The sequence below is a fragment of the Stenotrophomonas maltophilia genome, from assembly GCF_023518235.1.
GTDB lineage: Bacteria > Pseudomonadota > Gammaproteobacteria > Xanthomonadales > Xanthomonadaceae > Stenotrophomonas.
In genome coordinates this window covers 4,626,554-4,647,759 of sequence record NZ_CP090423.1, presented here as the reverse complement: position 1 = coordinate 4,647,759, position 21,206 = coordinate 4,626,554, and the positions used below count along the sequence as shown (strand labels likewise).

Genomic DNA, 21,206 nt, shown 5'->3' with positions numbered 1-21,206 from the left:
CCGGAGCCGCCATGCGCCCTGCCGTCGCCCTGTTTGCCGCCGTGCTGGGCCTGCTGCCCCTGGCGGGTGCCGCCGCTCCGGTGCTGACCCCACCGGATGCGGGCATCGACGGCCTGATGCAGGCCTACGACGGCCAGGTACCGGGCGCCGCCGTGCTGGTGCTGCACGACGGGCAAGCGGTGTTCCGCCGCGGCTACGGCCTGGCGGTGCTGGAAGACAGCACGGCGGTGACGCCGGCCAGCAATTTCCGGCTGGCCTCGGTCAGCAAGCAGTTCACCGCCGCGGCGGTGCTGCTGCTGGTCGAGGACGGCCGGCTCGGGCTGGACCAGACCGCACGGCACTGGCTGCCCGAACTGCCGCCGGCCGCCGCAGCCATCACCCTGCGCCAGCTGCTCTCGCACACCAGCGGCCTGCTCGACTACGAAGACCTGATGGATCCAGCCGACAGCCGCCAGGTGCACGACGCCGACGTGCTGGCCCTGCTCTCACGCCAGGACCGCCTGAACTTCGCGCCCGGCACCCAGTACCGCTACAGCAACAGCGGCTACGCGCTGCTGGCACTGATCGTGGGCCGCGCATCCGGCCAGGATTTCGCCACCTTCCTGCAGCAGCGCATCTTCGTTCCGCTGGGCATGGTCCATACCGTGGCCCACCAGGACGGCGTCGATACGGTGGCCGCGCGCGCCTACGGCTACAGCCTGATCGACGGCCGCTGGCAGCGCACCGACCAGAGCACCACCAGCGCCGTGCTCGGCGATGGCGGCCTCTATTCCTCGCTCGATGACCTGGCCCGCTGGGATGCCGCGCTGTACGACGACCGCCTGTTGTCGAAGGCCTCGCGCGATGCGATGTTCAGCCCGGCTACCCGTACCCCGGAACGCGACGTACCGCATTACGGTTTCGGCTGGCGCCTGCTGGGACCGGTGCAATGGCACAGCGGCGAGAGCATCGGCTTCCGCAACGTGATCGTGCGCCATCCGGAAAAGCACCTGACCGTGATCGTGCTGACCAACCGCAACGACCCTGAACCCTATCCGTTGGCGCAGAAGATCGCCCAGCGCTGGCTGGATACCCTGCAATGACTGCCGCCCCCGACACCCTGCTGGGTTTCCACCACGCTGCGCTGATCTGCAGCGACTATGCACGTTCGAAGGACTTCTACGTGCGCATCCTCGGCCTGCGCGTGCTGGCCGAGAACCACCGCGCCGCGCGCGATTCGTGGAAACTGGACCTGGCCCTGCCCGATGGCGGCCAGCTGGAACTGTTCTCCTTCCCCTCGCCACCGCCGCGGCCCAGCCGCCCGGAGGCCCAGGGCCTGCGCCACCTCGCGTTCCGGGTGGCTGCGCTGGAGCCGTTCATCCAGCGTCTGGCGGAGCACGGCGTGGACTGCGAACCGATCCGGGTGGATGAATACACCGGCGCTCGCTTCACCTTCTTCGCCGACCCCGACGGCCTGCCGCTGGAGCTGTACGAGGCCGGTTGAGGGCCTCGCCGGCCAGCGGCCGGCACGACCGTGGGTGCAGGGCGCAGCCCTGCAACGCCCCTCTTCCCCATACTCCGCCGAATGGGTATACAGTCGGCGTGTACCGGCATCGTGCCGGAATGAACCCTGGGAGGGGACCATGCGCAAGACCTTCAAGACCCTGCTGCTGGCACTGCCGCTGTGCCTGGCCGCGCTTTCGGCACAGGCGTCCGACAGCCCGGCCGGCCGCTGGAAGACCATCGACGACAAGACCGGCAAGGTGAAGTCGATCGTCGAAATCACCCAGGCCGCCAACGGTTCGCTGTCCGGCAAGGTGCTGGACGTGCTGCAGTCGGACAAGGGTCCCAACCCGGTCTGCGACGGCTGCGAGGGCGCCAACAAGAACAAGCCGGTGAAGGGCATGACCATCCTCTGGAGCCTGAAGCCCGACGGCGCCAGCAAGTGGGCCGGCGGCCAGATCCTCGACCCGGCTACCGGCAAGGTCTACAAATCCAAGATGGAACTGCAGCCCGGCGGCAACAAGCTGGACGTGGCCGGCTGCATCGCCTTCATCTGCCGCACCCAGACCTGGATCCGCGACTAAGCCCGGCGGCCCGCGCAATCCCCCCGTGACCCGGCCCCGGCCGGGTCACCTCGTTGCGGGCATGCGATACTCTGCGGTTCCCCTCGGCTTCACCCCGCGACCATGACCCGTACCGCGCTCGTCACCACCGCCCTGCCCTACGCCAACGGCCCGCTGCATCTGGGCCACCTGGTCGGCTACATCCAGGCCGACATCTGGGTGCGTGCGCGGCGAATGAGTGGCGGCAAGGCCTGGTTCGTCTGCGCCGACGATACCCACGGCACGCCGATCATGCTGGCGGCCGAGAAGGCCGGAGTCACCCCGGAAACCTTCATCGCCAACATCCAGGCCAGCCACGAGCGTGACTTCGCCGCGTTCGGCGTCGCCTTCGATCACTACGACTCGACCAACTCGGCGTCCAACAAGGCGCTGACCGAGCAGTTCTACCTGAAGCTGGAAGCGGCCGGCCACATCAGCCGCCGTTCGGTGGCGCAGTTCTACGACCCGGCCAAGGGCATGTTCCTGCCCGACCGCTACGTCAAGGGCATCTGCCCGAACTGCGGCAGCCCCGACCAGTACGGCGACAACTGCGAAGTGTGCGGCGCCACCTATGCGCCGACCGACCTGAAGGAGCCGCGTTCGGTGATCTCCGGTGCCACGCCGGAAATGCGCGATTCGGAGCACTTCTTCTTCGAGGTCGGCCACTTCGATGCGTTCCTGCGCGAATGGCTGGCCGGCGACGTCGCGCTGCCGGGCGTGAAGGCCAAGCTCGGTGAGTGGCTCAATGCCGAAGGTGGCCTGCGCGCGTGGGACATCTCGCGCGATGCGCCGTACTTCGGCTTCCAGATTCCCGGCCAGCCGGGCAAGTACTTCTATGTCTGGCTGGACGCGCCGATCGGCTACCTGTCCAGCTTCCAGACCCTGTGCGGCAAGCTGGGCGAAGACTTCGACGCGCACCTGCGCGCCGGCACCAGCACCGAACTGCACCACTTCATCGGCAAGGACATCGTCAACTTCCACGGCCTGTTCTGGCCGGCGGTGCTGCACGGTACCGGTCACCGCGCGCCGACCCGCCTGCACGTGAACGGCTATCTGACCGTGGACGGCGCCAAGATGAGCAAGTCGCGCGGCACCTTCGTGATGGCCCGTACCTTCCTCGACGCCGGGCTGGAACCGGAAGCGCTGCGCTACTATTACGCGGCCAAGTCCGGCGGCGGCGTCGACGATCTCGACCTGAACCTGGGTGACTTCATCGCCCGCGTCAACGCCGACCTGGTCGGCAAGTTCGTCAACCTGGCCAGCCGTTGCGCCGGCTTCATCAGCAAGCGTTTCGACGGCCAGCTGGCCGCGCAGCTGCCCGATGCGGCGCAGTACCAGCGCTTCATCGATGGCCTGGCGCCGATCCGTGAAGCCTACGAGCGCAACGACCCGGCCGCGGCGATCCGCCTGACCATGACCCTGGCCGACGAAGCCAACCGCTACATCGACGACGTCAAGCCGTGGGTGATCGCCAAGCAGGACGGCGCCGACGCGCAGCTGCAGGCGGTGTGCAGCCAGGGCCTGAACCTGTTCCGCGTGCTGGTGACCGCGCTGAAGCCGGTGCTGCCGGCCACCGCCGCGCAGGCCGAGGCCTTCCTGGCCGCGCCGGTGAACGACTGGACCGAGCTGGCACAACCGCTGCTGGGCCACCGCATCACCGAGTACACCCCACTGTTCACCCGTATCGACCCGAAGAAGATTGACGCCATGATCGACGCCTCCAAGGACACCCTGCAGCCGGCCGCCGCTGCCACTCCCGCCGCCAAGCCGGCTGCCCCGGCCCCGGCCAAGGACGACGCTAAGAGCACCAACGCTCCGGCCTACATCGGCATCGATGATTTCGCCAAGCTCGACCTGCGCATCGGCAAGGTGCTGGTGTGCGAGTTCGTGGAAGGCTCGGACAAGCTGCTGCGCTTCGAACTGGACGCCGGCGAGCTGGGCAAGCGCCAGATCTTCTCCGGCATCCGCGGCAGCTACGGCGAACCGGAGCAGCTGGTCGGCCGCAGCGTGGTGTTCATCGCCAACCTGGCCCCGCGCAAGATGCGCTTCGGCCTGAGCGAAGGCATGATCCTGTCGGCCGGTTTCGACGGCGGCGCGCTGGCGCTGCTGGACGCCGACAGCGGTGCACAGCCGGGCATGCCGGTCCGCTGATGCCCACTGCGGGCGTGGCCACCGGCCGCGCCCGCCGGCACCGGAACGCACTGCGATGGGAGGGAACGGAATGGAACTGGCGCTGTTCGACTTCGACCACACCGTGACCACCTGCGATACCTATGGCCGTTTCCTGCGCCGTGTGGCTACCGCCGAACAGCTGGCGCAGGCGTGGTGGAAGGTCGGCCCGTGGCTGCTGGCGTACAAGCTGAAGCTGATCTCGGCCGAACGCATCCGTGCGCGCGTCACCCGCCTGACCTTCAGCGACCGCCACAGCGACGACATCGCCACGCTGGCCACCGGCTTTTCGCGTGAGTTCCTGCCCGAGGTGGTGCGCCCGGAAATGCTGGAGCAGATCCGCTGGCACAAGGAACAGCAGCACACCGTGGTGATCGTGTCCGGCTCGCTGGACCTGTACCTGCGGCCATGGTGCGAACAGCTGGGCCTGCAGTTGATCTGCAACCGCCTGGAAAGCCAGGACGGCCGCCTGACCGGTCGTTACGCCGGTGGCGACTGCGGCCCGCGCAAGGTCGAGCACATCCGCCGCCAGTTCGACCTGTCGCGCTACGTTCGCATCCATGCCTACGGTGACAGTTCCGAAGACAAGCCGATGCTGGCGCTGGCCCACGAGCGCTGGTTCCGCGGCAAACCCCTGAAGTGACCCCAACGCGCAGCCTTCGCCACGCATGAGCCTGATCCCGCCCCTGACCGAACGCCTCGACCGCCTGCTGCCGCAGACCCAATGCGGGCAGTGCGGCTACGACGGCTGCCGCCCGTACGCGCAGGCAATGGCGCGGGGCGAGGCCACGGTGGACCGCTGCCCGCCGGGCGGCGATGCCGGTGCGCGTGCACTGGCGCAGGTGCTGGGCGTGCCGGCGCTGCCGTATGACCGTTCGCGCGGCGAGCACAAGGCGCCGCAGGTGGCGCTGATCGTGGAAGCCGACTGCATCGGCTGCACCAAGTGCATCCAGGCCTGCCCGGTCGACGCCATCGTCGGCGGTGCCAAGTACATGCACACGGTGATCGCCGATCTGTGCACCGGCTGCGAGCTGTGCATCCCGCCGTGCCCGGTGGACTGCATTGAGATGCTGCCCCTGTAAGGGATCCGATCCCGCGGCACAGAAGGGTCAGAGCCTTTTCGCAGAAAAGGACTCTGACCCTAAACAGGATTACGGCACCGCCGCCGTCACTACGATCTCGACCTTCCATTCGGCATGGGCCAGCTTGGCCTCGACCGTGGCACGGGCCGGGGTCGCACCTTCCACCACCCACTCATCCCACGCCTTGTTCATGCCGTCGAAGTCGGCCATGTCGGCCAGGAACACTTCGGCGCGCAGCACGTGCTGGCGATCGCTGGCCACCAGCGCCAGCAGCTTGTCGATCTCGGCCAGCACCTGCCGGGTCTGCCCGGTGATGTCCTGGCTGGTGTCCTCCGGAATCTGGCCGGAGAGGTAGGCAACCTTGTTGTACACGGTCATTTCGGACATGCGCGGTCCGACGTCGTAACGCTCCATCATGGGCGTGGCTCCTGCGGGTGATCAGGCCTGCATTGTCCTCCAAACCGATCAACGGTGGGTGCAGGACACCCCTGCACACGCGGTCACTACCCGCTTCCGACACCGCCGCTGGTCAAATGCCGAAGACAGGCGCACGATGCGCCACGCCTGCATTGACACTGCCCTCGCCCTCCCTGACGCACGCTTGCGCCGATGACCGAAACCACCGACCCCGCCACCGCTCCCTCCACCCCGGCATGGAAGCGGGTCCTGACCATCGTCGTCCCGCTGCTGATCCTCGCCCTCGCGCTGCACGGCCTGGCCAACGAGTTCGACGAGAATGGCTACCGTGCCATCCGCCACGCCTTCCACCAGCTCAGCGGCACGCAGATCGCGCTCACCGTGGTGCTGGGCCTGGCCAGCTACGCCTGCCTGATCGGTTTCGATGCCATCGGCCTGCGCCGCAGCGGCATCCGCGTGCATCCGGCGCGCATCGGCATCACCGCGTTCCTGGCGCACACCCTGGGCCAGACCGTGGGCTTTGCTGCACTGACCGGTGGCGCGGTGCGCCTGCGCGGCTATCGCACGGCCGGCCTGGACCTGGCGCAGATCGGCCAGGTGGTGCTGATGAGCACGCTGGGCTTCGTGTTCGGTGCGTGGCTGCTGATCAGCGTGGCACTGTGCATGGAACCGGCGGCTGCGGCGCTGGCACTGCCGTTGGATCCCGATGCGGTGCGCGTGGTCGGCATCGTCGCCCTGCTCGCCTACGCGGCCACCCTGCTGCTGGTGGGTCGCGAGGGACGCCAGTTCAGCGTGTTCGGCCATGCGTTGTGGCTGCCCGACCGCCGCACCATGATCGGCGTCACCGTGCTGAGCGTCATCGAACTGGTGCTGGCCAGCGCCGCGTTCTACGTGCTGCTGCCCGATTCGACACCGACCGGCCTGCCCGGCTTCGTCGGCCTTTACCTGGTGGCGGTGCTGGCCGGCCTGGTGTCGACCGTGCCGGCCGGCCTGGGCGTGTTCGAATGGAGCCTGCTGAAGCTGCTGCCGCAGGTGGCGCCGGCTGCGGTGCTGGCGGCCGCGCTGATCTACCGCGTCACCTATTACGTGCTGCCGCTGCTGCTGGCCACCCTGCTGGCGCTGGCACCGGCCCTGCGCCAACCGCTGCAGGCCAGCGCCGGTGCCACCCGTGCGGGTTGGAACGCGCTTCGCCCCTGGTTGCCGCAGATCATCGCGCTGGCGGTGTTCAGTGTCGGTGCTGCGCTGGTCATCGACGGCACCCTGCCGACCCCACGCCGCCACCTGCTCAATGCGTCGCTGCCGATCCTGGAAACCTCGCACCTGATCGGCAGCCTCAGCGGCGTCGCCTTGTTGCTGATCGGCCAGGGCCTGGCCCGGCGCAGCCACGCGGCGTGGATGCTGGCGATGGCGGTGTGCGTGATCACGCCGCTGCCGCTGTGGTTGCGTGGCGGCCAACCGCTGATCGCGGTCTCGGCACTGCTGGTGGCGATGGCGCTGTGGGCCGCGCGCCGCGAGTTCTACCGCCAGGGCGCGTTGCTGGACGAAGCCTGGTCCTGGCCCTGGCTGCGCAACCTGGGCCTGGTGCTGGTGGCAGTCACCTGGCTGCTGTTCTTCACCTACAGCCATGTCGAATACCAGAACGAGCTGTGGTGGCAGTTCGCGCTGTCCGGCAACGCACCGCGCGCGCTGCGTGCGCTGCTGGTGGTGGCCATTGCGCTGGTGATGTTCGGCCTGGCGCGGCTGCTGCACAGCACGCGCAGCCCGTTGCCCGCCGCCGATGAGGCCACGTTGCAGGCGCTGGCACCGGTGCTGGCCGGCGCCACCGATACCCAGGCCTGCCTGGTGCTGACCGCCGACAAGGCGGTGCTGCGCGACGATGCGAAGCAGGGCTTTGTGATGATGCAGCGCTATGGCGGCTCGCTGATCGCGATGGGCGATCCGGTTGGACCGCCGGAGGTCGCGCGCGCGTTGATCTGGCGTTTCCGCGAGGAAGCCGATCGGCTTGGCCTGCGCCCGGTGTTCTACCAGGTGGGCGAAACCTACTGGCAGACCTATCTCGACCTCGGCCTGGGCCTGGTCAAGCTGGGCGAGGAAGCGATGGTGCCGCTGCACGACTTCGGCCTGGAAGGCCGCGAGCGCGCCGACCTGCGCCAGGCCTGGAACCGCGGCAAGCGCAGCGGGCTGTCGTTCCGGGTAGCGCCTGCCGAAGAGATTCCCAGCCTGTTGCCGCGCCTGCACGCGATCTCCAATGCATGGCTGGAAGACAAGGCCGGCGACGAGAAGGGTTTCTCGCTGGGCAGCTACGACCCGGACTACCTGGTGCGCTTCCCGGTGGCCCTGGTCGAGGCCGAAGGGCAGATCGTCGCATTCGCCAATCTGTGGCAGGCACCGGCCGGTGCCGAACTGTCGGTGGACCTGATGCGCCACGTCAACGAAGCACCGAAGGGCACGATGGACTTCCTCTTCATCGAACTGTTCCTGTGGGGGCGCGCGCAGGGCTATGCGCGTTTCTCGCTGGGCATGGCGCCGTTGTCCGGGCTGGCCCAGCATCGCCTGGCCGGGCGCTGGAACCGCCTGGCCGGCCTGCTGGCGCGGCACGGCGAACGCTTCTATGGGTTCAGTGGGCTGCGTCGCTTCAAGTCCAAGTTCGATCCGCAGTGGCGGCCGCGTTACCTCGCCGCGCCGGGCGGCATGCATCTGCCGGCGGCGCTGCTGGATGCCACGCGGTTGATCTCGCTGGATCCGCGGCGGAACTGACGCGCCGCTTGTCGCCGGGCATGGCCCGGCGCTACCGGCTCGCTCTGGTGGATGCGAACCGTTGGTTCGCACGCCCTCCGCTTTACGCGCCGCCCTTGAGGATCACGTCGGCCAGGCGGTCGTAATCGCCATTGAAGTGGTGATCGCCGGGCAGCTTCACCTTCTGCACGCCATCGTTGGCCGGCAGGCCTGGGCACAGCGCGTCATCATCATCCTGCCCATACACGCACAGGGTCTTGGCGGCCGGCAGCTTCGCCACTTCCGGTGCGATCGGCAGCCCGCCGCCGCCGCCGCCCAGCCAGTTGCTGACGTGGAATTCGAAGTCGGCCTTCTTGCCCACCGACAGCAGCACGATGCGCTCCAGCGCCTCCCGGGAAGCGGAATCGAGCTGGTTGATCGTCGCCGGCAACACATCGGCGCCCTGCGAGAAGCCGATCAGCATCACCTTGTCGCGCCGCCACTGCTGCCGGTAGTGATCGATGATCTTCTGCAGGTCGGCGGCGAATCCCTTCGGGGTGCGTTCGCTCCAGAAATAGCGCAGCGAATCGATGCCGACCACGGCCACACCATGCTCGTTGAGCGAAGATGCCACCTCCTTGTCCAGGCCGGCCCAACCGCCATCGCCGGAGACGAACACGGCCAGCGTATCGCCGTTGCCGGTGGCGGGCATTTCCACCACCGGCAGCCCCTTCAATGCCGCCGGCGGTGGCGCCAGGCTGACGCCCGCCTGCGCTCCCATCACCCGCGCCGCCGCGACCAGCCCGGGTGAGGCATCGCCGCGCGCAGTGCGCTTGAATTCGCGCGCCATTGCCACCTGCTGCACGAACCGGCTGGCCTCGCCGACCTTGCAGCCGTGGTCGCCCGCAGCACTCAGCCACGGGAAATTCAACTCGGCAGGCTGCAACGTGTTGTGCTTCACGCCGTCGCCGCAGACCATGCGCTCGTGACTGTGGTCCGGGCAGAAGCCGGTGGTCAGCAGGCCGGCAAACACCTGGGTGTCGGCCTGCGCGGCCAGCGTGTAGGCCATCTCGGCGCCTTCGCCATCACCACCGACCAGCGGCAGGTGGTAGCCCGGCAGATGCAGCGACGCCTGCAGCCAGCGCGAGAAGTTCTCGACGTCGCCGGCGCCGAACGAACAGGTCGGGTCGCCTTCGCGCTTGAGGACGCCACGCAGGTGCGCGATGTCCACCGCAGCCACCAGTGCGCCGTCGGCGCGAAGGGCTTCGATGGGCAGGCGACTGGTATCTCCGCCGATGCTGGGTTCATGGAACCAGATCACCACGCGCTGCGGTGTACCGGCCGGCATGTGCACCGGAATCTGGTCGAAACGCCCGTGGCTGAACTGCTGAACGCTGCCTGCTGCCATCGCCGGCAGCGCAGCCAGCGCCAGTACCACACCCATTGCCCTGCCCAGCCCTGCACGCTTCATGTCGCATCCCCGATGGAATGCGCACACGATACGCCGCCGCCACGTGCACGGCACGTACCGGTGCGGGCCGTTGGGGCTTCAGTGGGCCGCAGCGCGGCGGCTGCGCCGGTACAACGTCAACGCCAGGTACAGCAGCCAGCCCACGATCACCGCGATCACCGCCTTCTGCCCCAACCCGCGCGGCGGCCCGGCGCGCCACAGCACATGTAGCCACAACAGCACGAACGCCAGCCAGGCCCAGCCCCAGAGCAGGCCGGCCGCGGTCTTCCAGCCGGGCTCGCGGCGCAGGTACCAGGCCTGCAGCAGCATGCCGACGCTGGCACACAGGAACGCCGTGTTGGCCGCCAGGCCATGGATGAAGGGCGCCAGCAGCGGGGTCGCCTCAGGCAACCAGCTGTCACCGATGGCGACGGTGGCCAGGCCCAGCGCGGAAACGGTAAACAGCAGGGGGGCGGCGGCGCTGCGGCGTGGGCCGACGCTGGCGCGATACAGCGCGATGCCGAGGATCGAGATGGCCAGCGCCAGCAAGCAGTACGCCGCGCGCAACGCCAACCCCCACGGGCCATGCAGGTACAGGCTGAGCGTGGCCCGTACCCAGTCCAGGTCGGTGCGCGCGAACTGGGTCCACACCGCGGTAGCCACGAACACCAGCAGGGCCACCAGTGCCAGCAGCGCTGCCGGGCGCGCACGGCTCATGGCGCGGCCTCCGGATGTCGTGCCTGCCATTCCGCCAACGCCTTGCGGTAACGCTGCAGTTCGTCGGCATACAGATCCAGCACGCACAGCGGGCAGCCGCTGCCACAGCATTCGTTGGGACCTGGCTCTTCCGGCGGCAGCGGACGGGGATCGAGATCGGGATCGGGAACAGACACAGTGGCACGCGGCATGGGGAAACAGGCGCCAGTGTAACGGCCCCGCTCAGCCGCCCAGCTGGCGGCGCAGGTTCTCGCGGGCCGCCGCATCCAGGCGCAGGTGGAAGAAGTCGCTGAGGAAGATGCGCGGGGTACGCAACAGCCCCTGCAGGAAGCGGCGGCGCCCGGCACGGTACAGGAAGCCGGGCACCACGCCCTTGTACTCCTCGGCAACGCCACGGTCGTAGGCGCTGAACACCGGTTCGGGCGCGGCCAGGATCGCCATGTCGCAATCCAGGAACAGCGCCGCTTCGGCATCGACATCGTCGGGCCCCAGTTCGCCGTGGCGGGCGGTCAGCAGGATCAGCTGCTCCACCCGCCCGGCATCGATGCCGGCCAGGTCCGGTGCCTGCGCGATCGCGTGCAGTGCCAGCTGTGCCGAACGGGCCTCGTTGTCCTTGCGACCGGCCTGATAGATCGCATCGTGGTAGAGCACGGCCAGGTAGACCTCGGCCGGTTGCTGCCATCCGGGGCCGTCGGCCACCTCCTGGCAGTGCTGCAACACGGCGCGCACGTGGCCGAAGTGATGGTAGGCCCGGGGCGGCGTTGCATAACTGTCCTGCAATGCCTGCCACTGCGCCGGGGCAAGTGCCAGCGGTGAGAAGTCCATGCCCGGATCATCCCGCCTGCGCGGGCCCCGGGCAAGCTGGCGAGTTTTTCACCATGCACTCACAACGCTTGCCATGCGTGGCCCTGGCACGGTTGTCCACAGCTTTGTCGAGTGCTGGTCCACATACGCTGTGGATGAACGCGCGCGCCGACCAACGGTCGCTGCACCCGTGCAGCGGCGGGTCTACACTCGCCGCAGGCGGGAGCGCCGCCGCTGCCGGGAGCCGTCATGTACCGTCCTGCCGCCCGATGCCTGGTCATGGTGCTGGCCGCGCTGGCCGCAGCGCCCGCCTTCGCGCTGGACGCCCCGGCTGCCGCCTCCGCCACCCGCAGCGCCGCGGTGGTCATTCCAGCGCCGTCGCAGGTCTCGGAAATTCCGCCGGCCATGCGCGAGATGCTGCGCACCCAGGTGATCAGTCGTGGCTTCTCGCGCGAGCAGCGCCTGCAGGGGCTGGTCGAGATGATCTTCGACCGCCATGGACTGGACTTGCAGTACGACGCCGATGCCACCCTCACCGTCGCCGAAATCTGGCAGCAGCGCCGTGCCAACTGCCTGGCGTTCACGCTGATGTTCGTGGCCCTGGCACGCGAAGCCGGCATCCAGGCGCGTGTGCAGGAAGTCGGCCAGGTGGTGTCCTGGTACCAGGACCAGGACCAGGACCAGGGGTTTGTCTACAGCGTCGGCCACGTCAATGCCGGGGTCGGCTTCGGCGGTCGCTTCGCCACCGTCGACCTGGATCGCAACGTGCTGTACGACCGTCGCGGCCCGCAACCGATCAGCGCGTCGCGGGCGCTGGCGCACTTCTACAACAACCGCGGCGCCGAGCGCATGGCCAGTGGCGATCTGGAGGGCGCACGCGCGTTCTTCAACGCTGCGCTGGCGCAGGACAACACCTTCGCTGCCACCTGGAACAACCTGGGCGTGCTGGAAAACCGCAGTGGCGATACCGCTGCGGCACGCCGTGCGCTGGAAGTGGCCCTGCACCTGGACGGGCGCCAGGATGCGGCACTGAGCAACGTCAGCGCGTTGTACCGCCGGCTGGGAATGGTGGTGCAGGCACAGGCGCTGGAACAGCGCCTGCGCTCGGTGCAACGCGAGGATCCGTTCGCGCAGTACATGTTCGGCGCACAGGCCGAACGTGCCGGCCGGTTGGACGATGCCATCCGCTACTACCGCCAGGCCGTGCGCCTGTACGAGACCGCCCATCAGTTCCACTTCGGGCTGGCGCGGGTGTACTTCCTGTCCGGCCAGCTCGGGCGCGCCGATCGTGAACTGCTGCGCGCCCAGGAACTGGGCGGTGCGCAGCAGCAGGCGCGCTACCAGGCCAAACTGGACAGCCTGGCCCGCTGGCGCGCGCAGCAGCAGGTGCGGCGCTGAAGGGGCTCAGGCCTTCTTGAGGAAGCAGGTCTTGAGCACCAGCCCCTTGATCTTGTCCGAGTTGCCTTCGATGTGTTCGGCATCGTCCTCGACCAGGCGGATGTTGCGGATCACCGTGCCCTGCTTGAGCGGGATCGAAGAGCCCTTCACCTTCAGGTCCTTGATCACGGTGACGGTGTCACCGGCCTGCAGCGTGTTGCCGTTGCTGTCACGCACGACCAGGGTCGAACCGGCGCCTTCCTCGGCGGTCCATTCAAAGCCGCAGTCGGCGCAGATCCACAGCGCGCCATCGGCGTAGGTGTTTTCAAGGGTGCACTGCGGGCAGGCGGGGACGGAAGACATCGGCAAGTACCTCAAAATGAATCAACAGCTGCCATTGTAACCGCCCGGCCCGCATGCCCATTTTCCGGGCGGGGTCCAGCGGCTCGCAGGCGCGGCCAGGAACGGGGCGGCGCTGGAACTTGCAGTCGGCAGCGAACTGCCGCAGAGTGCGCGGCCCCCGCCCGCCCCCCGGAACGCCCCATGCGCCTCGGCATCGACTTCGGTACCAGCAACTCCGCCGCCGCCATTGTGCATGAGGGCAAGCTGCTGCCGATCCGTTTCGGCGATGCCGAGCAGTTCCGCACCAGCGTGTATTTCCCCGGCGTGGTGCCCGACCCGGACGACTTCCAGCTCGACGATGGGCAGGAACACCAGCTGCAGCAGATGATCGACAGCGCCGCCCGCGCAGCGCGTGCCGCCGGCCAGGAACGCACGCCGCAGGCGCTGCGCCGCGAAGCCCTGCGCGCCCTGCGCCGGGAATGGATGGAAGCGCGCGCCGGCAAGGAACGCAGCGCCAGCGACCTGCTGCAGAACGCCGTCTACGGCGATGAGGCCCTGGAAGCCTATTTCGAGGAGCACGAAGGCAACCTCGTGCAGAGCCCGAAATCAATGCTCGGCTACAACCTGCACCCGCGTGCAAAGCAGACCATTACCGGCATCGCCGCGCACATCCTCGAACACATCCGCCTGACCGCCAGCGCCCAGCTCGGCCAGCCGCTGCGCGCGGCACTGCTGGGCCGTCCGGTGCAGTTCCGCAGCTCGATCGGTGCGGCCGGCAACGACCAGGCGCTGGACATCCTGCGCGAAGCGGCCACCCAGGCCGGCTTCGATCACATCGACTTCCTCGAAGAACCCGCTGCGGCGGCCATGCATTACCACGCTGAAAGCCGCGAGCGGCACCAGGCGGTCATCGTCGACATCGGCGGCGGCACCACCGACATCGCCCACGCCGAAGTCGGCGGCGACGACGCCCCGCGCATCCATCGCGCCTGGGGCATCGCCCGCGGCGGTACCGATATCGACCTTGCGCTGAGCCTGTCCAGCTACATGCCACTGTTCGGCCGCGGCATCACCCGCGTGCCCGCCCACCACTACGTGGAAGCGGCCACCGTGCAGGACATGACCCGCCAGCGCGATTTCCGCCAGCACAAGTACGATCATGTGGACGCACCGTGGGGCGACCGCCTGCAGGCGCTGCAGGACACGGGCAACACCGCGCGCCTGTACCGCGACGTCGAGCGCGCCAAGATCGCGCTCAGCGCTGCCAGCGAACACCGCAGCACGCTGGACTACATCGCCCGCGACCTGCATGCCGACAGCAGCGCCGAGGGCCTGGCCACGGCCGCCCATGGCTACCTGGAGCAGATCCGCGAACTGCTGGCCCAGGTCCGCAGTGACATCGGTGGCGACCCGGATGCGGTGTTCCTGACCGGCGGCATGTCCCGCGCCGGCTACCTGCGCCAGGTGGTGGCGGCGGCCTTCCCGGGCGCCCGCATGGTCCACGGCGAGCCCTCGCTGGGCGTGGTGCAGGGCCTGGCGCTGGCGGCAGCCAGCCAGGATTAACAAAACGTTACGCGACCTAAGTTACTCTTGGTCGGCTAGAACTCCGCTGCACCTTCCATCGGCCACGCCGGTGTGTGTCTACCGTGCAGCCCGGCCCGCCCTGCGGGCCTAGCGGCCATGCCTTCCTGGCTCGTTCATGGTCCGCGTACCACCGGAGCCGCCATCGAGACCCGCTTTGGGCACCCGCCAGGCCCCAGAGGCCTTACAACCTGACGCAGCACCTGCACCCATCGACTGCCGCCGTTGTGACGCGGTCTGTTGCCGGCTGCCCGTGCTGCTGCAGCCCGGCGACCAGGTGCCCGGCCAGTTCCTTTCGCGCGACGCGCACGGCCGTGCCGTGATGGCGCGCAACGAGGAAGGCTGGTGCGCGGCGATCGATCCCTATCACCTGCGCTGCACGATCTATTCGCAGCGCCCGGCGATCTGCCGCCAGTTTTCGATGGGCGGCGATGACTGCCGCCGCGAGCGGCAGGACTACCTGCGCCAGGCCGATGCCTGGGCGCTTTCCTCCCCTTCCACCTGACAGGAGCAACCATGCCCCGCAAGGCAAAGACCCCCGCGAAGGCCAGCAACAGCATCCGCAGCGAACGCAAGGGCGCGGCCGCCAGCACCGTGGTCAGCAGTGATTCGATCGCTTCGGACCTGGCTGCGTTCCGCAAGGCCGGTGGCAAGATCGAAGTCCTCGGCACCACCTGGGCGCTGAAGAAAGCCAGCTGACCCCGCTCCGACCGCGGCGGCGCTGCCGCCGCGGCCTGCCCGATCGCGCTCAGCGGTCCAGGCGAACCTGCACGCTGCCCGAATGCGACTGGATGCGGATGTCGCCATCACCGCCGCCCAGCCGCGTATCCAGATGGCTGCCCGGGCCATAGCGCGGCCGCTCCACCTGGCCGGCATCGCTGTTGATCGAACCGCTGAAGCTGTTCACCGACAGCTGTGCCGACACCGTGCGCGGCAGCCGCAGATTGACCGAGGCACTCACCGATTCAACGCTGATACGGCCCCCCGGCGCCAATCCGGCCGCGGCCAGATCGATGCTGCCCGACACCGTTTCCACCGCCAGCCGCTGCACGCGACCGGCGTCGACCTCGACCCGGCCGGACACCGTCTGCGCCCCGATATCGCCCGACACGCCGCCCCCGGCCTCGATCCGGCCGCTGACGGTGTTCACGTCCAGCTTCGGCGTCTGCAACCGCGCGTTGACGCTGCCGCTGACCGTATTGAGCTTGCTGTCGCCACTGCGCCCGGATGCGGACAGGCTGCCGCTGACCGTGTCGGCCTGCAGGCGGCGTACGTCGATGCCCGCGATGTCCTGGCTGGCACTGACCGTGCTCAGCAGCAGTTCCACCGAACGCGGCACGTTCAGCACCAGCGTCGCCCCTCCATTGTTGTTGCGACGCGGGTACTCGATCTCCCAGCGCACACGGTTGGCACTCTTCTCCTGGCGCAGCTGCAGGCCGTCACTGAGCGTGCCGGTGAGCTGCACGTCATTGCGATCCCAGCCGCGCACGGTCACCTTGCCGGCCACGTTGCTCAGTTCAATGCGCCCTCCTGTGGCCAGGGTGTGGCGTTCATCGATGCGGGTGTCGGCCAGCGCCACGGCAGGCACCAGCAGCAGCGCGACGCAGCAGGACATCAGGGTTCGGGTCATGGGGGGTCTCCTCAGGTCGTCAGGCCGGACTCGACGGCATAGGCCGCCTGCCGGGTCAGTTCCAGCCGCAGCGCATAGGTGCGCTTGAGCTGGCCAAGCAGGTGCGGGGCGCGCGGATCCTGCGCCAGCGCGGCCCGGATCTGCGCCGCACTTTCATCCAGTTCATGCAGCGCCGGCTGCCATTCCGGTGCGCGCCCATCGGGCAGCGCCGCAACGGCCTGCTGGTACTGTTCGGTCATCGCCGCCGCCTGCAGCTGCAGGGGGGACGGCGCCGGCGCGTCCGGCGGCGCATGGCGCCACGGCGCCACCGCATACAGCGCCAGGCTGGCCGCCAGCGCTGCGCCCAACGGCAACCACACGCGGCGCGGTGAACGTCGCGGCAGCGCCACCACGTTGCCGGTGGTCACCGGAGCCGCCTGCGCTTGGCGTGGCGGCAGCCGGGCCGACAGGCGTGCCCAGCCATCGGCCGGCACATCGCGCTCGTTGGGCAGCGCGCGCAGCCGGGCCTGCAGGTCGGAGTCGGAATCGTGGTCGTGCGTACTCATGTCATGTCTCCCAGCCGTGCGCGCAACAGGCCGCGCGCACGATGCAACTGTGCTTTGGAACTGCCGACAGCCATCTGCAGCTGCTCGGCGATTTCCTGGTGTTTCCAGCCTTCGATATCGTGCAACACCAGTACCGCACGCGCCCGTGGTGGCAGTGTCGACAATGCGCGCTCCAGGTCACGCTCGGTGCCCGCGCAACGGTCATGCACCGCCAGTTCCTGCAGGCCGCCGTCGACATCCTCCAGACTGTCGTGGTCCTGCCCGGCGGCGCGACCGCGCAGTTCCATCAGTGCGGCGTTGACCCCCAGCCGGTGCAGCCAGGTCGACAGGCTGCTCTCGAAACGGAACCCCGGCAGCGCCTTCCACGCCTGCAGGAAGGCTTCCTGCAATGCATCCTCGGCACGTGCCTGCTGGCCGCCACACAGCCGCCACAGCACGGCGAACACGCGTGGCGCGTGGCGCCGGTACAGCAGTTCATAGGCGGCCGTATCGCCGGCGGCGGCCGCCCGCACCAAAGCGGGTTCATCGACGGCATCGTTGGCGGCAGGCGGCGCGGGCATGGTGGTGTCGAGCATATCGCTTGGATGCAACGAGCCGGGAAAAGGTTTAGAGCCGATCCTCGCGTGAAGCGATGCAACCTTTCCGGTGGTTGCTGCATCCATGGGAAGTCCCTGCTGAAAACCTCCTGTGGAGTCCTGTCATGTCCAGCCCAACCTGCGCCGCCCTGCTGGTGATCGCGGCCTGCGTCGTGCTGCAGGCCCTGGGCCTGTCGCTGCATCTGCGGAGCGACGCCGGCCGCGCCTGCCTGCACCAGCATCGCCAGGCGCTGGTCTGCCTGGCCTGGACACCAATGGTCGAAACACCGGCACGCGGCGGGTAACATCGAGGGCCGTTATCGCCACCTGTTGTCGCCCCCATGATGTTGTCGCTGAAGGATCACCTGCCGGCCTGGACCCACCCGTGGCTGAACTACGCAGGCGTCGCCCTGCAGATCGTGCTGGTGCTGCTGGTGGCCTGGCTGCTGCGGGTGCTCGCCCGTCACCTGATCCGGCGCTTCGCCGAGCACTACACACTGCCACCGGAAATGGTGATGGGCGCGCGCCGCATCATCAGCTTCGTGGTCTATTTCAGTGCCCTGCTGTACATCCTCAGCCTGCTCGGGGCATCGCCGTCAGTGCTGTGGACCGCCTTCACCGGCTTCGCCGCGGTGGGTGCGGTGGCCTTCTTCGCAGCCTGGAGCGTGCTGTCCAACATCTTCTGCACGCTGCTGATCTTCACCACCCGCCCGTTCCGCCTGCACGACTACATCGAGGTGCTGGAGAACGGCGAAAAGCCGGGCCTGAAGGGCCGGGTGATCGACGTCAACCTGATCTACACCACGCTGCAGGAGACCGGCGACGGCCACGAAGGCACGGTGCTGCAGTTGCCGAACAACCTGTTCTTCCAACGCACGGTGCGCCGCTGGCGCGACCCGGCGCAGGCCCCCGGCGGCATCCAGGGCGACGGCTGAGGGTGGGGTTTTCGGCAGGGCTGCGCCCTGCACCTGCTCGGAGCAACGGCAATGGCAAAAGCATGCCATCCGTGGGATGGCGGGGTGGGTCCGGTTGAGGGGGACGCTGCAAGTACGTCCATGTAAGCTCGGTCGCCGCATCCATGCGGCTCACGCCCCCTCAACCGGACCCACCCCGCCTTCGACAGATTTCCGCGAGCTGTCCGTTCTTCTGTAGAGCCGAGCCATGCTCGGCTCAAATCATTCCGATGTCGAAATTTTCGATTTCGATGGAAATTTATCCACGCACGGCGGGATGTACCCGATCGCGGAAATCTGTCGGAGGTGGGGCGGTGTCGGAGTGCGGGGTGTCAGCCGCATGGATGCGGCTGCCAAGCCTACAAGGACGTACTTGCGGCGTCCCCGCACTCCGACACCGCCCCGCCACCCCACGGAACGCCAGCTCTTGCCGTTGCTCTGGCTTGAAGGCTTCGGCAGGTGCAGGGCGCAGCCCTGCCGGACACCCCTTACCTCAGCTGGCTGTCCTTGCTGCCGCGGCGGTTGTAGCCGCTCTGGGCCTGTTCCGCTTCATCGTGTGCCTGCTGGCAGGCCACGCACAGGCGCACGCCGGGCACGGCCTGACGCCGCGCCAACGGGATCGGCGCGTCGCATTCCTCACAGTGTTCCAGACCCGGACCGTGGCGCAGCTGGCGCCGCGCACGGGCAATCGCATCGTCAACGGTGGCGTCGATCTGGTCCTGGACCGCGCCGTCTCCCGCCCAACCGGTGGCCATGGCCATCCTCCGCAGGTGTGTCGCCCGATATGGGGACGATACACCGCGCCGCAAATGGTAGCCCCGGGCCATGCCCGGCGGGCGTAGCGGCCGGTTCAGCCGCGCCTTACCAGACCAGGTCGTCGGGTACCTGGAACTGGGCGTAGTAGGCGTCGTCCTCGGCGTTGCCGGTGGAGATCTCGGCGCTCGAGCCCGGCTGGCCGTGGTCAACGATGATCGCCTCCGGGGCGCGCTCGCGCACCTTCTCTGCGGCGGCGCGCGGCAGCAGCGCGTAGCCGTCACCGTGGGCCACGATCACCAGCACCCCCACCGACAGCGCCTTGCGCAGCTTGGGGTCGATCAACAGGGTGCGGATCGCCGCGCCGTCGCTGAAGCGGTACTCGTCATCGCCCTTGTGAGGCACGGCGTGGGCGCTGATGATCTGCCGGGCCTGCGCCTTCTGTTCAGCCTGGCGGACCTGGGCGTTGCGCTCGGCCGCCAGCGTGCGGTCACGCTCGACCTTCTCGGCGCGGGCACGTTCAGCCTCGCGCTGGACCTCGGCCGACGCCGACTCGGTCTTGCCCTGCCGGGCCTTGGCCTGCTCGCGCGCGGCGGCGCTGGCCTGCGACTTCCTGGCCAGGCCGGCCTTGAGCAATTGTTCCTGCAGCGCGTTGGGCTTTGCCATGGTCGATGCGTACCGCGTGTAATCTGGATGCCCCATTCTACCGACGCCCCGCCGCCCCTGCATGGCAGTCCTGAAGTACCTCACCGGCTATCCCGACCCCCTGGTCGCCCAGGTCAGCGAACTGCTGGCACAGGGCAGGCTCGGCCCCTGGCTGCAGCAGCGCTACCCCGACCCGCACCAGGTGCGCAGCGATCGCCAGCTGTACGACTACACCCAGGACCTGAAGGACCGCTACCTGCGCAAATCGGTGCCGCTGAACAAGGTCTGCTACGACAACACGCTGGAGGTCATCAAGCACGCGCTGGGCACCCACACTGCCATTTCGCGCGTGCACGGCGGCCGCCTCAAGGCCAGCCGCGAAATCCGCATCGCCACCGTGTTCCGCCAGGCACCGGCCGCGTTCCTGCGCATGATCGTGGTGCACGAGCTGGCGCACCTGAAGGAAGCCGACCACAACAAGGCCTTCTACCAGCTGTGCCAGCACATGGAACCGGATTACCTGCAGCTGGAGTTCGATACCCGCCTGTACCTGACCGAGCTGGCCAACCGCGGCCAGCGCTGACCCGCCGCAGCAGCTACACTGCGCGCCCCCTGCCCGACCTGCCCGCCATGGAACCGACCCGTCTCGACAAACACCTGTCCGCCCTGCTCGGGATCCCGCGCGGCGAGGCGCGGCGCTACATCGAGGGCGGCTGGGTTTCGGTCAACGGCGAGGTGGTGGAGCAACCGCAGCGGCCGGTCGATGACAGCGCGGTGATCGTGGTGGCCGAGCAGGCCAGCGACGACAAGGCCGAACGGGTCAGCATGCTGCTGCACAAGCCGGCCGGCGTCGCCGCCGAAACGCTGTGCGCGCTGGTCAGCAGTGACAGCCGCAGCGAACTCGATGCCAGCGGCACCCGCGCATTGCAACGGCATTTCCATGGCCTGCAGCTGGCCGCCGCGCTTCCGGCCAGCGACAGCGGGCTGGTGGTGGTCAGCCAGGATCCGGCCACGCTGGCGCACCTGCAGCGCAACCTGGGCCGTACCGAGCAGGAGTACCTGATCGAAGTGGCCGAAGGCGGGCCCGAGCGCGGGCCGTGGCTGCTGGCGCGCCTGCAGCAGGAATCCGGCGGTGCCAAGGTCAGCTGGCAGAGCGAGCTGCGCCTGCGTTTTGCCGGCAAGGGGCTGACCGCCAAAGGCCTGCGCGTGGCGGTGACCGCTGCCGGCCTGCAGGTCATGGCGGTGCGCCGCCTGCGGATCGGCCGCGTGGCGCTGGGGCCGCTGCCGCCGGGACAGTGGCGTTACCTGGGCAGCGACGAGCGGTTCTGAGGCGCCGGGGTCAGAGCCCTTTCCTGCGGAAAGGGCTC

26 protein-coding genes are annotated in these 21,206 nt (G+C 68.6%); 15 read left to right on the top strand and 11 right to left on the bottom strand.

Annotated elements, in window-relative coordinates; translation table 11 throughout:
- Positions 1–11 precede the first annotated feature (11 nt).
- The 6 genes from LZ605_RS21545 (at position 12) to rnfB (ending at position 5,335) form a co-directional block, all read left to right on the top strand.
- On the top strand, positions 12–1,082 hold the full coding sequence (locus tag LZ605_RS21545; protein ID WP_249843270.1) for a serine hydrolase domain-containing protein: 1,071 nt from the start codon (positions 12–14) through the stop codon (positions 1,080–1,082).
- Positions 1,079–1,483, top strand: coding sequence for an SMU1112c/YaeR family gloxylase I-like metalloprotein (gloA2, locus tag LZ605_RS21540; protein ID WP_249843269.1), 405 nt, complete (start codon positions 1,079–1,081; stop codon positions 1,481–1,483). Before LZ605_RS21545 ends, gloA2 begins: the two co-directional genes overlap by 4 nt.
- A gap of 139 nt (positions 1,484–1,622) precedes the next feature.
- Positions 1,623–2,066, top strand: a complete 444-nt coding sequence (locus LZ605_RS21535) for a DUF2147 domain-containing protein (protein ID WP_107231139.1) — start codon at positions 1,623–1,625, stop codon at positions 2,064–2,066.
- Between the two features lie 102 nt (positions 2,067–2,168).
- Positions 2,169–4,235, top strand: coding sequence for a methionine--tRNA ligase (metG, locus tag LZ605_RS21530; RefSeq protein WP_249843268.1), 2,067 nt, complete (start codon positions 2,169–2,171; stop codon positions 4,233–4,235).
- 70 nt (positions 4,236–4,305) lie between these two features.
- Positions 4,306–4,896: an HAD family hydrolase gene (locus LZ605_RS21525; RefSeq protein ID WP_107231141.1), complete on the top strand. Its 591-nt coding sequence runs from the start codon at positions 4,306–4,308 to the stop codon at positions 4,894–4,896.
- 25 nt (positions 4,897–4,921) lie between these two features.
- The gene (gene rnfB / locus LZ605_RS21520) at positions 4,922–5,335 is read left to right on the top strand and encodes an Rnf electron transport complex subunit RnfB (protein WP_249843267.1); all 414 of its coding nucleotides are present in this window, start codon (positions 4,922–4,924) and stop codon (positions 5,333–5,335) included.
- A gap of 69 nt (positions 5,336–5,404) precedes the next feature.
- Here rnfB and LZ605_RS21515 read toward each other — a convergent pair whose 3' ends face one another.
- Complete coding sequence (locus LZ605_RS21515; protein ID WP_049426796.1) at positions 5,405–5,752, bottom strand: RidA family protein; 348 nt, start codon at positions 5,750–5,752, stop codon at positions 5,405–5,407.
- 192 nt (positions 5,753–5,944) lie between these two features.
- Here LZ605_RS21515 and mprF point away from each other — a divergent pair, with 192 nt between their 5' ends.
- A complete protein-coding gene (gene mprF, locus LZ605_RS21510; protein ID WP_249843266.1) occupies positions 5,945–8,509 on the top strand; it encodes a bifunctional lysylphosphatidylglycerol flippase/synthetase MprF in 2,565 nt (854 codons plus the stop codon).
- A gap of 82 nt (positions 8,510–8,591) precedes the next feature.
- Here the strand turns inward: mprF and LZ605_RS21505 are convergent, their stop codons facing one another.
- The 4 genes from LZ605_RS21505 to LZ605_RS21490 all read right to left on the bottom strand — a co-directional run bounded on the left by LZ605_RS21505 (position 8,592) and on the right by LZ605_RS21490 (position 11,459).
- Positions 8,592–9,938: a virulence factor family protein gene (locus LZ605_RS21505; RefSeq protein WP_279920534.1), complete on the bottom strand. Its 1,347-nt coding sequence runs from the start codon at positions 9,936–9,938 to the stop codon at positions 8,592–8,594.
- 78 nt (positions 9,939–10,016) lie between these two features.
- Positions 10,017–10,634: a DUF998 domain-containing protein gene (locus tag LZ605_RS21500; protein ID WP_249843265.1), complete on the bottom strand. Its 618-nt coding sequence runs from the start codon at positions 10,632–10,634 to the stop codon at positions 10,017–10,019.
- On the bottom strand, positions 10,631–10,825 hold the full coding sequence (locus tag LZ605_RS21495) for an oxidoreductase-like domain-containing protein (protein ID WP_249843264.1): 195 nt from the start codon (positions 10,823–10,825) through the stop codon (positions 10,631–10,633). Before LZ605_RS21495 ends, LZ605_RS21500 begins: the two co-directional genes overlap by 4 nt.
- A gap of 31 nt (positions 10,826–10,856) precedes the next feature.
- Positions 10,857–11,459, bottom strand: a complete 603-nt coding sequence (locus LZ605_RS21490) for an HD domain-containing protein (RefSeq protein WP_249843263.1) — start codon at positions 11,457–11,459, stop codon at positions 10,857–10,859.
- 228 nt (positions 11,460–11,687) lie between these two features.
- Between LZ605_RS21490 and LZ605_RS21485 the strand changes: the two genes are divergently transcribed.
- Positions 11,688–12,836, top strand: a complete 1,149-nt coding sequence (locus LZ605_RS21485; RefSeq protein WP_249843262.1) for a transglutaminase domain-containing protein — start codon at positions 11,688–11,690, stop codon at positions 12,834–12,836.
- Positions 12,837–12,842: 6 nt separating this feature from the next.
- Here the strand turns inward: LZ605_RS21485 and LZ605_RS21480 are convergent, their stop codons facing one another.
- Entirely contained in the window at positions 12,843–13,178 is a 336-nt protein-coding gene (locus LZ605_RS21480; RefSeq protein WP_249843261.1) for a zinc ribbon domain-containing protein YjdM, read from the bottom strand.
- A gap of 180 nt (positions 13,179–13,358) precedes the next feature.
- Between LZ605_RS21480 and LZ605_RS21475 the strand changes: the two genes are divergently transcribed.
- The 3 genes from LZ605_RS21475 to LZ605_RS21465 all read left to right on the top strand — a co-directional run bounded on the left by LZ605_RS21475 (position 13,359) and on the right by LZ605_RS21465 (position 15,437).
- Positions 13,359–14,720, top strand: a complete 1,362-nt coding sequence (locus LZ605_RS21475) for an Hsp70 family protein (RefSeq protein WP_249843260.1) — start codon at positions 13,359–13,361, stop codon at positions 14,718–14,720.
- 271 nt (positions 14,721–14,991) lie between these two features.
- Positions 14,992–15,243, top strand: coding sequence for a YkgJ family cysteine cluster protein (locus LZ605_RS21470; protein WP_239504056.1), 252 nt, complete (start codon positions 14,992–14,994; stop codon positions 15,241–15,243).
- A gap of 11 nt (positions 15,244–15,254) precedes the next feature.
- Positions 15,255–15,437, top strand: a complete 183-nt coding sequence (locus LZ605_RS21465) for a hypothetical protein (protein WP_005410566.1) — start codon at positions 15,255–15,257, stop codon at positions 15,435–15,437.
- A gap of 49 nt (positions 15,438–15,486) precedes the next feature.
- Here the strand turns inward: LZ605_RS21465 and LZ605_RS21460 are convergent, their stop codons facing one another.
- The 3 genes from LZ605_RS21460 to LZ605_RS21450 are packed head-to-tail and all read right to left on the bottom strand — an operon-like array spanning position 15,487 to position 17,488.
- Positions 15,487–16,368 carry a DUF4097 family beta strand repeat-containing protein gene (locus tag LZ605_RS21460; RefSeq protein WP_249843259.1) on the bottom strand — a complete coding sequence of 294 codons (882 nt, stop codon included), beginning with the start codon at positions 16,366–16,368 and terminating at the stop codon, positions 15,487–15,489.
- A gap of 11 nt (positions 16,369–16,379) precedes the next feature.
- The gene (locus LZ605_RS21455; RefSeq protein WP_249843258.1) at positions 16,380–16,913 is read right to left on the bottom strand and encodes a hypothetical protein; all 534 of its coding nucleotides are present in this window, start codon (positions 16,911–16,913) and stop codon (positions 16,380–16,382) included.
- Complete coding sequence (locus LZ605_RS21450) at positions 16,910–17,488, bottom strand: RNA polymerase sigma factor (RefSeq protein WP_032965935.1); 579 nt, start codon at positions 17,486–17,488, stop codon at positions 16,910–16,912. The genes LZ605_RS21455 and LZ605_RS21450 overlap by 4 nt, the downstream gene beginning before the upstream one ends.
- Before the next feature lie 125 nt (positions 17,489–17,613).
- Here LZ605_RS21450 and LZ605_RS21445 point away from each other — a divergent pair, with 125 nt between their 5' ends.
- Entirely contained in the window at positions 17,614–17,793 is a 180-nt protein-coding gene (locus tag LZ605_RS21445; RefSeq protein ID WP_249843257.1) for a hypothetical protein, read from the top strand.
- Between the two features lie 36 nt (positions 17,794–17,829).
- Positions 17,830–18,423: a mechanosensitive ion channel family protein gene (locus LZ605_RS21440; protein ID WP_249843256.1), complete on the top strand. Its 594-nt coding sequence runs from the start codon at positions 17,830–17,832 to the stop codon at positions 18,421–18,423.
- A 506-nt stretch (positions 18,424–18,929) separates the two neighbouring features.
- Here the strand turns inward: LZ605_RS21440 and LZ605_RS21435 are convergent.
- Both LZ605_RS21435 and LZ605_RS21430 read right to left on the bottom strand, forming a co-directional pair.
- Entirely contained in the window at positions 18,930–19,196 is a 267-nt protein-coding gene (locus LZ605_RS21435) for a DksA/TraR family C4-type zinc finger protein (RefSeq protein WP_249843255.1), read from the bottom strand.
- Between the two features lie 106 nt (positions 19,197–19,302).
- Positions 19,303–19,860 (bottom strand): DUF2058 domain-containing protein, encoded by a 558-nt coding sequence (locus tag LZ605_RS21430; protein ID WP_249843254.1) that lies wholly within the window; start codon positions 19,858–19,860, stop codon positions 19,303–19,305.
- A gap of 61 nt (positions 19,861–19,921) precedes the next feature.
- Here LZ605_RS21430 and LZ605_RS21425 point away from each other — a divergent pair, with 61 nt between their 5' ends.
- The gene (locus LZ605_RS21425; RefSeq protein ID WP_249843253.1) at positions 19,922–20,422 is read left to right on the top strand and encodes a M48 metallopeptidase family protein; all 501 of its coding nucleotides are present in this window, start codon (positions 19,922–19,924) and stop codon (positions 20,420–20,422) included.
- Positions 20,423–20,469: 47 nt separating this feature from the next.
- Positions 20,470–21,168, top strand: a complete 699-nt coding sequence (locus LZ605_RS21420) for an RNA pseudouridine synthase (RefSeq protein WP_249843252.1) — start codon at positions 20,470–20,472, stop codon at positions 21,166–21,168.
- Positions 21,169–21,206 lie beyond the last annotated feature (38 nt).

Bases quoted from the DNA above. Each gene is read 5' to 3' on its own strand.
- LZ605_RS21545 (WP_249843270.1), top strand. From the start codon at position 12: ATGCGCCCTGCCGTCGCCCTGTTTGCCGCCGTGCTGGGCCTGCTGCCC.
- gloA2 (WP_249843269.1), top strand. From the start codon at position 1,079: ATGACTGCCGCCCCCGACACCCTGCTGGGTTTCCACCACGCTGCGCTG.
- LZ605_RS21535 (WP_107231139.1), top strand. From the start codon at position 1,623: ATGCGCAAGACCTTCAAGACCCTGCTGCTGGCACTGCCGCTGTGCCTG.
- metG (WP_249843268.1), top strand. From the start codon at position 2,169: ATGACCCGTACCGCGCTCGTCACCACCGCCCTGCCCTACGCCAACGGC.
- LZ605_RS21525 (WP_107231141.1), top strand. From the start codon at position 4,306: ATGGAACTGGCGCTGTTCGACTTCGACCACACCGTGACCACCTGCGAT.
- rnfB (WP_249843267.1), top strand. From the start codon at position 4,922: ATGAGCCTGATCCCGCCCCTGACCGAACGCCTCGACCGCCTGCTGCCG.
- LZ605_RS21515 (WP_049426796.1), bottom strand. From the start codon at position 5,752: ATGATGGAGCGTTACGACGTCGGACCGCGCATGTCCGAAATGACCGTG.
- mprF (WP_249843266.1), top strand. From the start codon at position 5,945: ATGACCGAAACCACCGACCCCGCCACCGCTCCCTCCACCCCGGCATGG.
- LZ605_RS21505 (WP_279920534.1), bottom strand. From the start codon at position 9,938: ATGAAGCGTGCAGGGCTGGGCAGGGCAATGGGTGTGGTACTGGCGCTG.
- LZ605_RS21500 (WP_249843265.1), bottom strand. From the start codon at position 10,634: ATGAGCCGTGCGCGCCCGGCAGCGCTGCTGGCACTGGTGGCCCTGCTG.
- LZ605_RS21495 (WP_249843264.1), bottom strand. From the start codon at position 10,825: ATGCCGCGTGCCACTGTGTCTGTTCCCGATCCCGATCTCGATCCCCGT.
- LZ605_RS21490 (WP_249843263.1), bottom strand. From the start codon at position 11,459: ATGGACTTCTCACCGCTGGCACTTGCCCCGGCGCAGTGGCAGGCATTG.
- LZ605_RS21485 (WP_249843262.1), top strand. From the start codon at position 11,688: ATGTACCGTCCTGCCGCCCGATGCCTGGTCATGGTGCTGGCCGCGCTG.
- LZ605_RS21480 (WP_249843261.1), bottom strand. From the start codon at position 13,178: ATGTCTTCCGTCCCCGCCTGCCCGCAGTGCACCCTTGAAAACACCTAC.
- LZ605_RS21475 (WP_249843260.1), top strand. From the start codon at position 13,359: ATGCGCCTCGGCATCGACTTCGGTACCAGCAACTCCGCCGCCGCCATT.
- LZ605_RS21465 (WP_005410566.1), top strand. From the start codon at position 15,255: ATGCCCCGCAAGGCAAAGACCCCCGCGAAGGCCAGCAACAGCATCCGC.
- LZ605_RS21460 (WP_249843259.1), bottom strand. From the start codon at position 16,368: ATGACCCGAACCCTGATGTCCTGCTGCGTCGCGCTGCTGCTGGTGCCT.
- LZ605_RS21455 (WP_249843258.1), bottom strand. From the start codon at position 16,913: ATGAGTACGCACGACCACGATTCCGACTCCGACCTGCAGGCCCGGCTG.
- LZ605_RS21450 (WP_032965935.1), bottom strand. From the start codon at position 17,488: ATGCTCGACACCACCATGCCCGCGCCGCCTGCCGCCAACGATGCCGTC.
- LZ605_RS21445 (WP_249843257.1), top strand. From the start codon at position 17,614: ATGTCCAGCCCAACCTGCGCCGCCCTGCTGGTGATCGCGGCCTGCGTC.
- LZ605_RS21440 (WP_249843256.1), top strand. From the start codon at position 17,830: ATGATGTTGTCGCTGAAGGATCACCTGCCGGCCTGGACCCACCCGTGG.
- LZ605_RS21435 (WP_249843255.1), bottom strand. From the start codon at position 19,196: ATGGCCACCGGTTGGGCGGGAGACGGCGCGGTCCAGGACCAGATCGAC.
- LZ605_RS21430 (WP_249843254.1), bottom strand. From the start codon at position 19,860: ATGGCAAAGCCCAACGCGCTGCAGGAACAATTGCTCAAGGCCGGCCTG.
- LZ605_RS21425 (WP_249843253.1), top strand. From the start codon at position 19,922: ATGGCAGTCCTGAAGTACCTCACCGGCTATCCCGACCCCCTGGTCGCC.
- LZ605_RS21420 (WP_249843252.1), top strand. From the start codon at position 20,470: ATGGAACCGACCCGTCTCGACAAACACCTGTCCGCCCTGCTCGGGATC.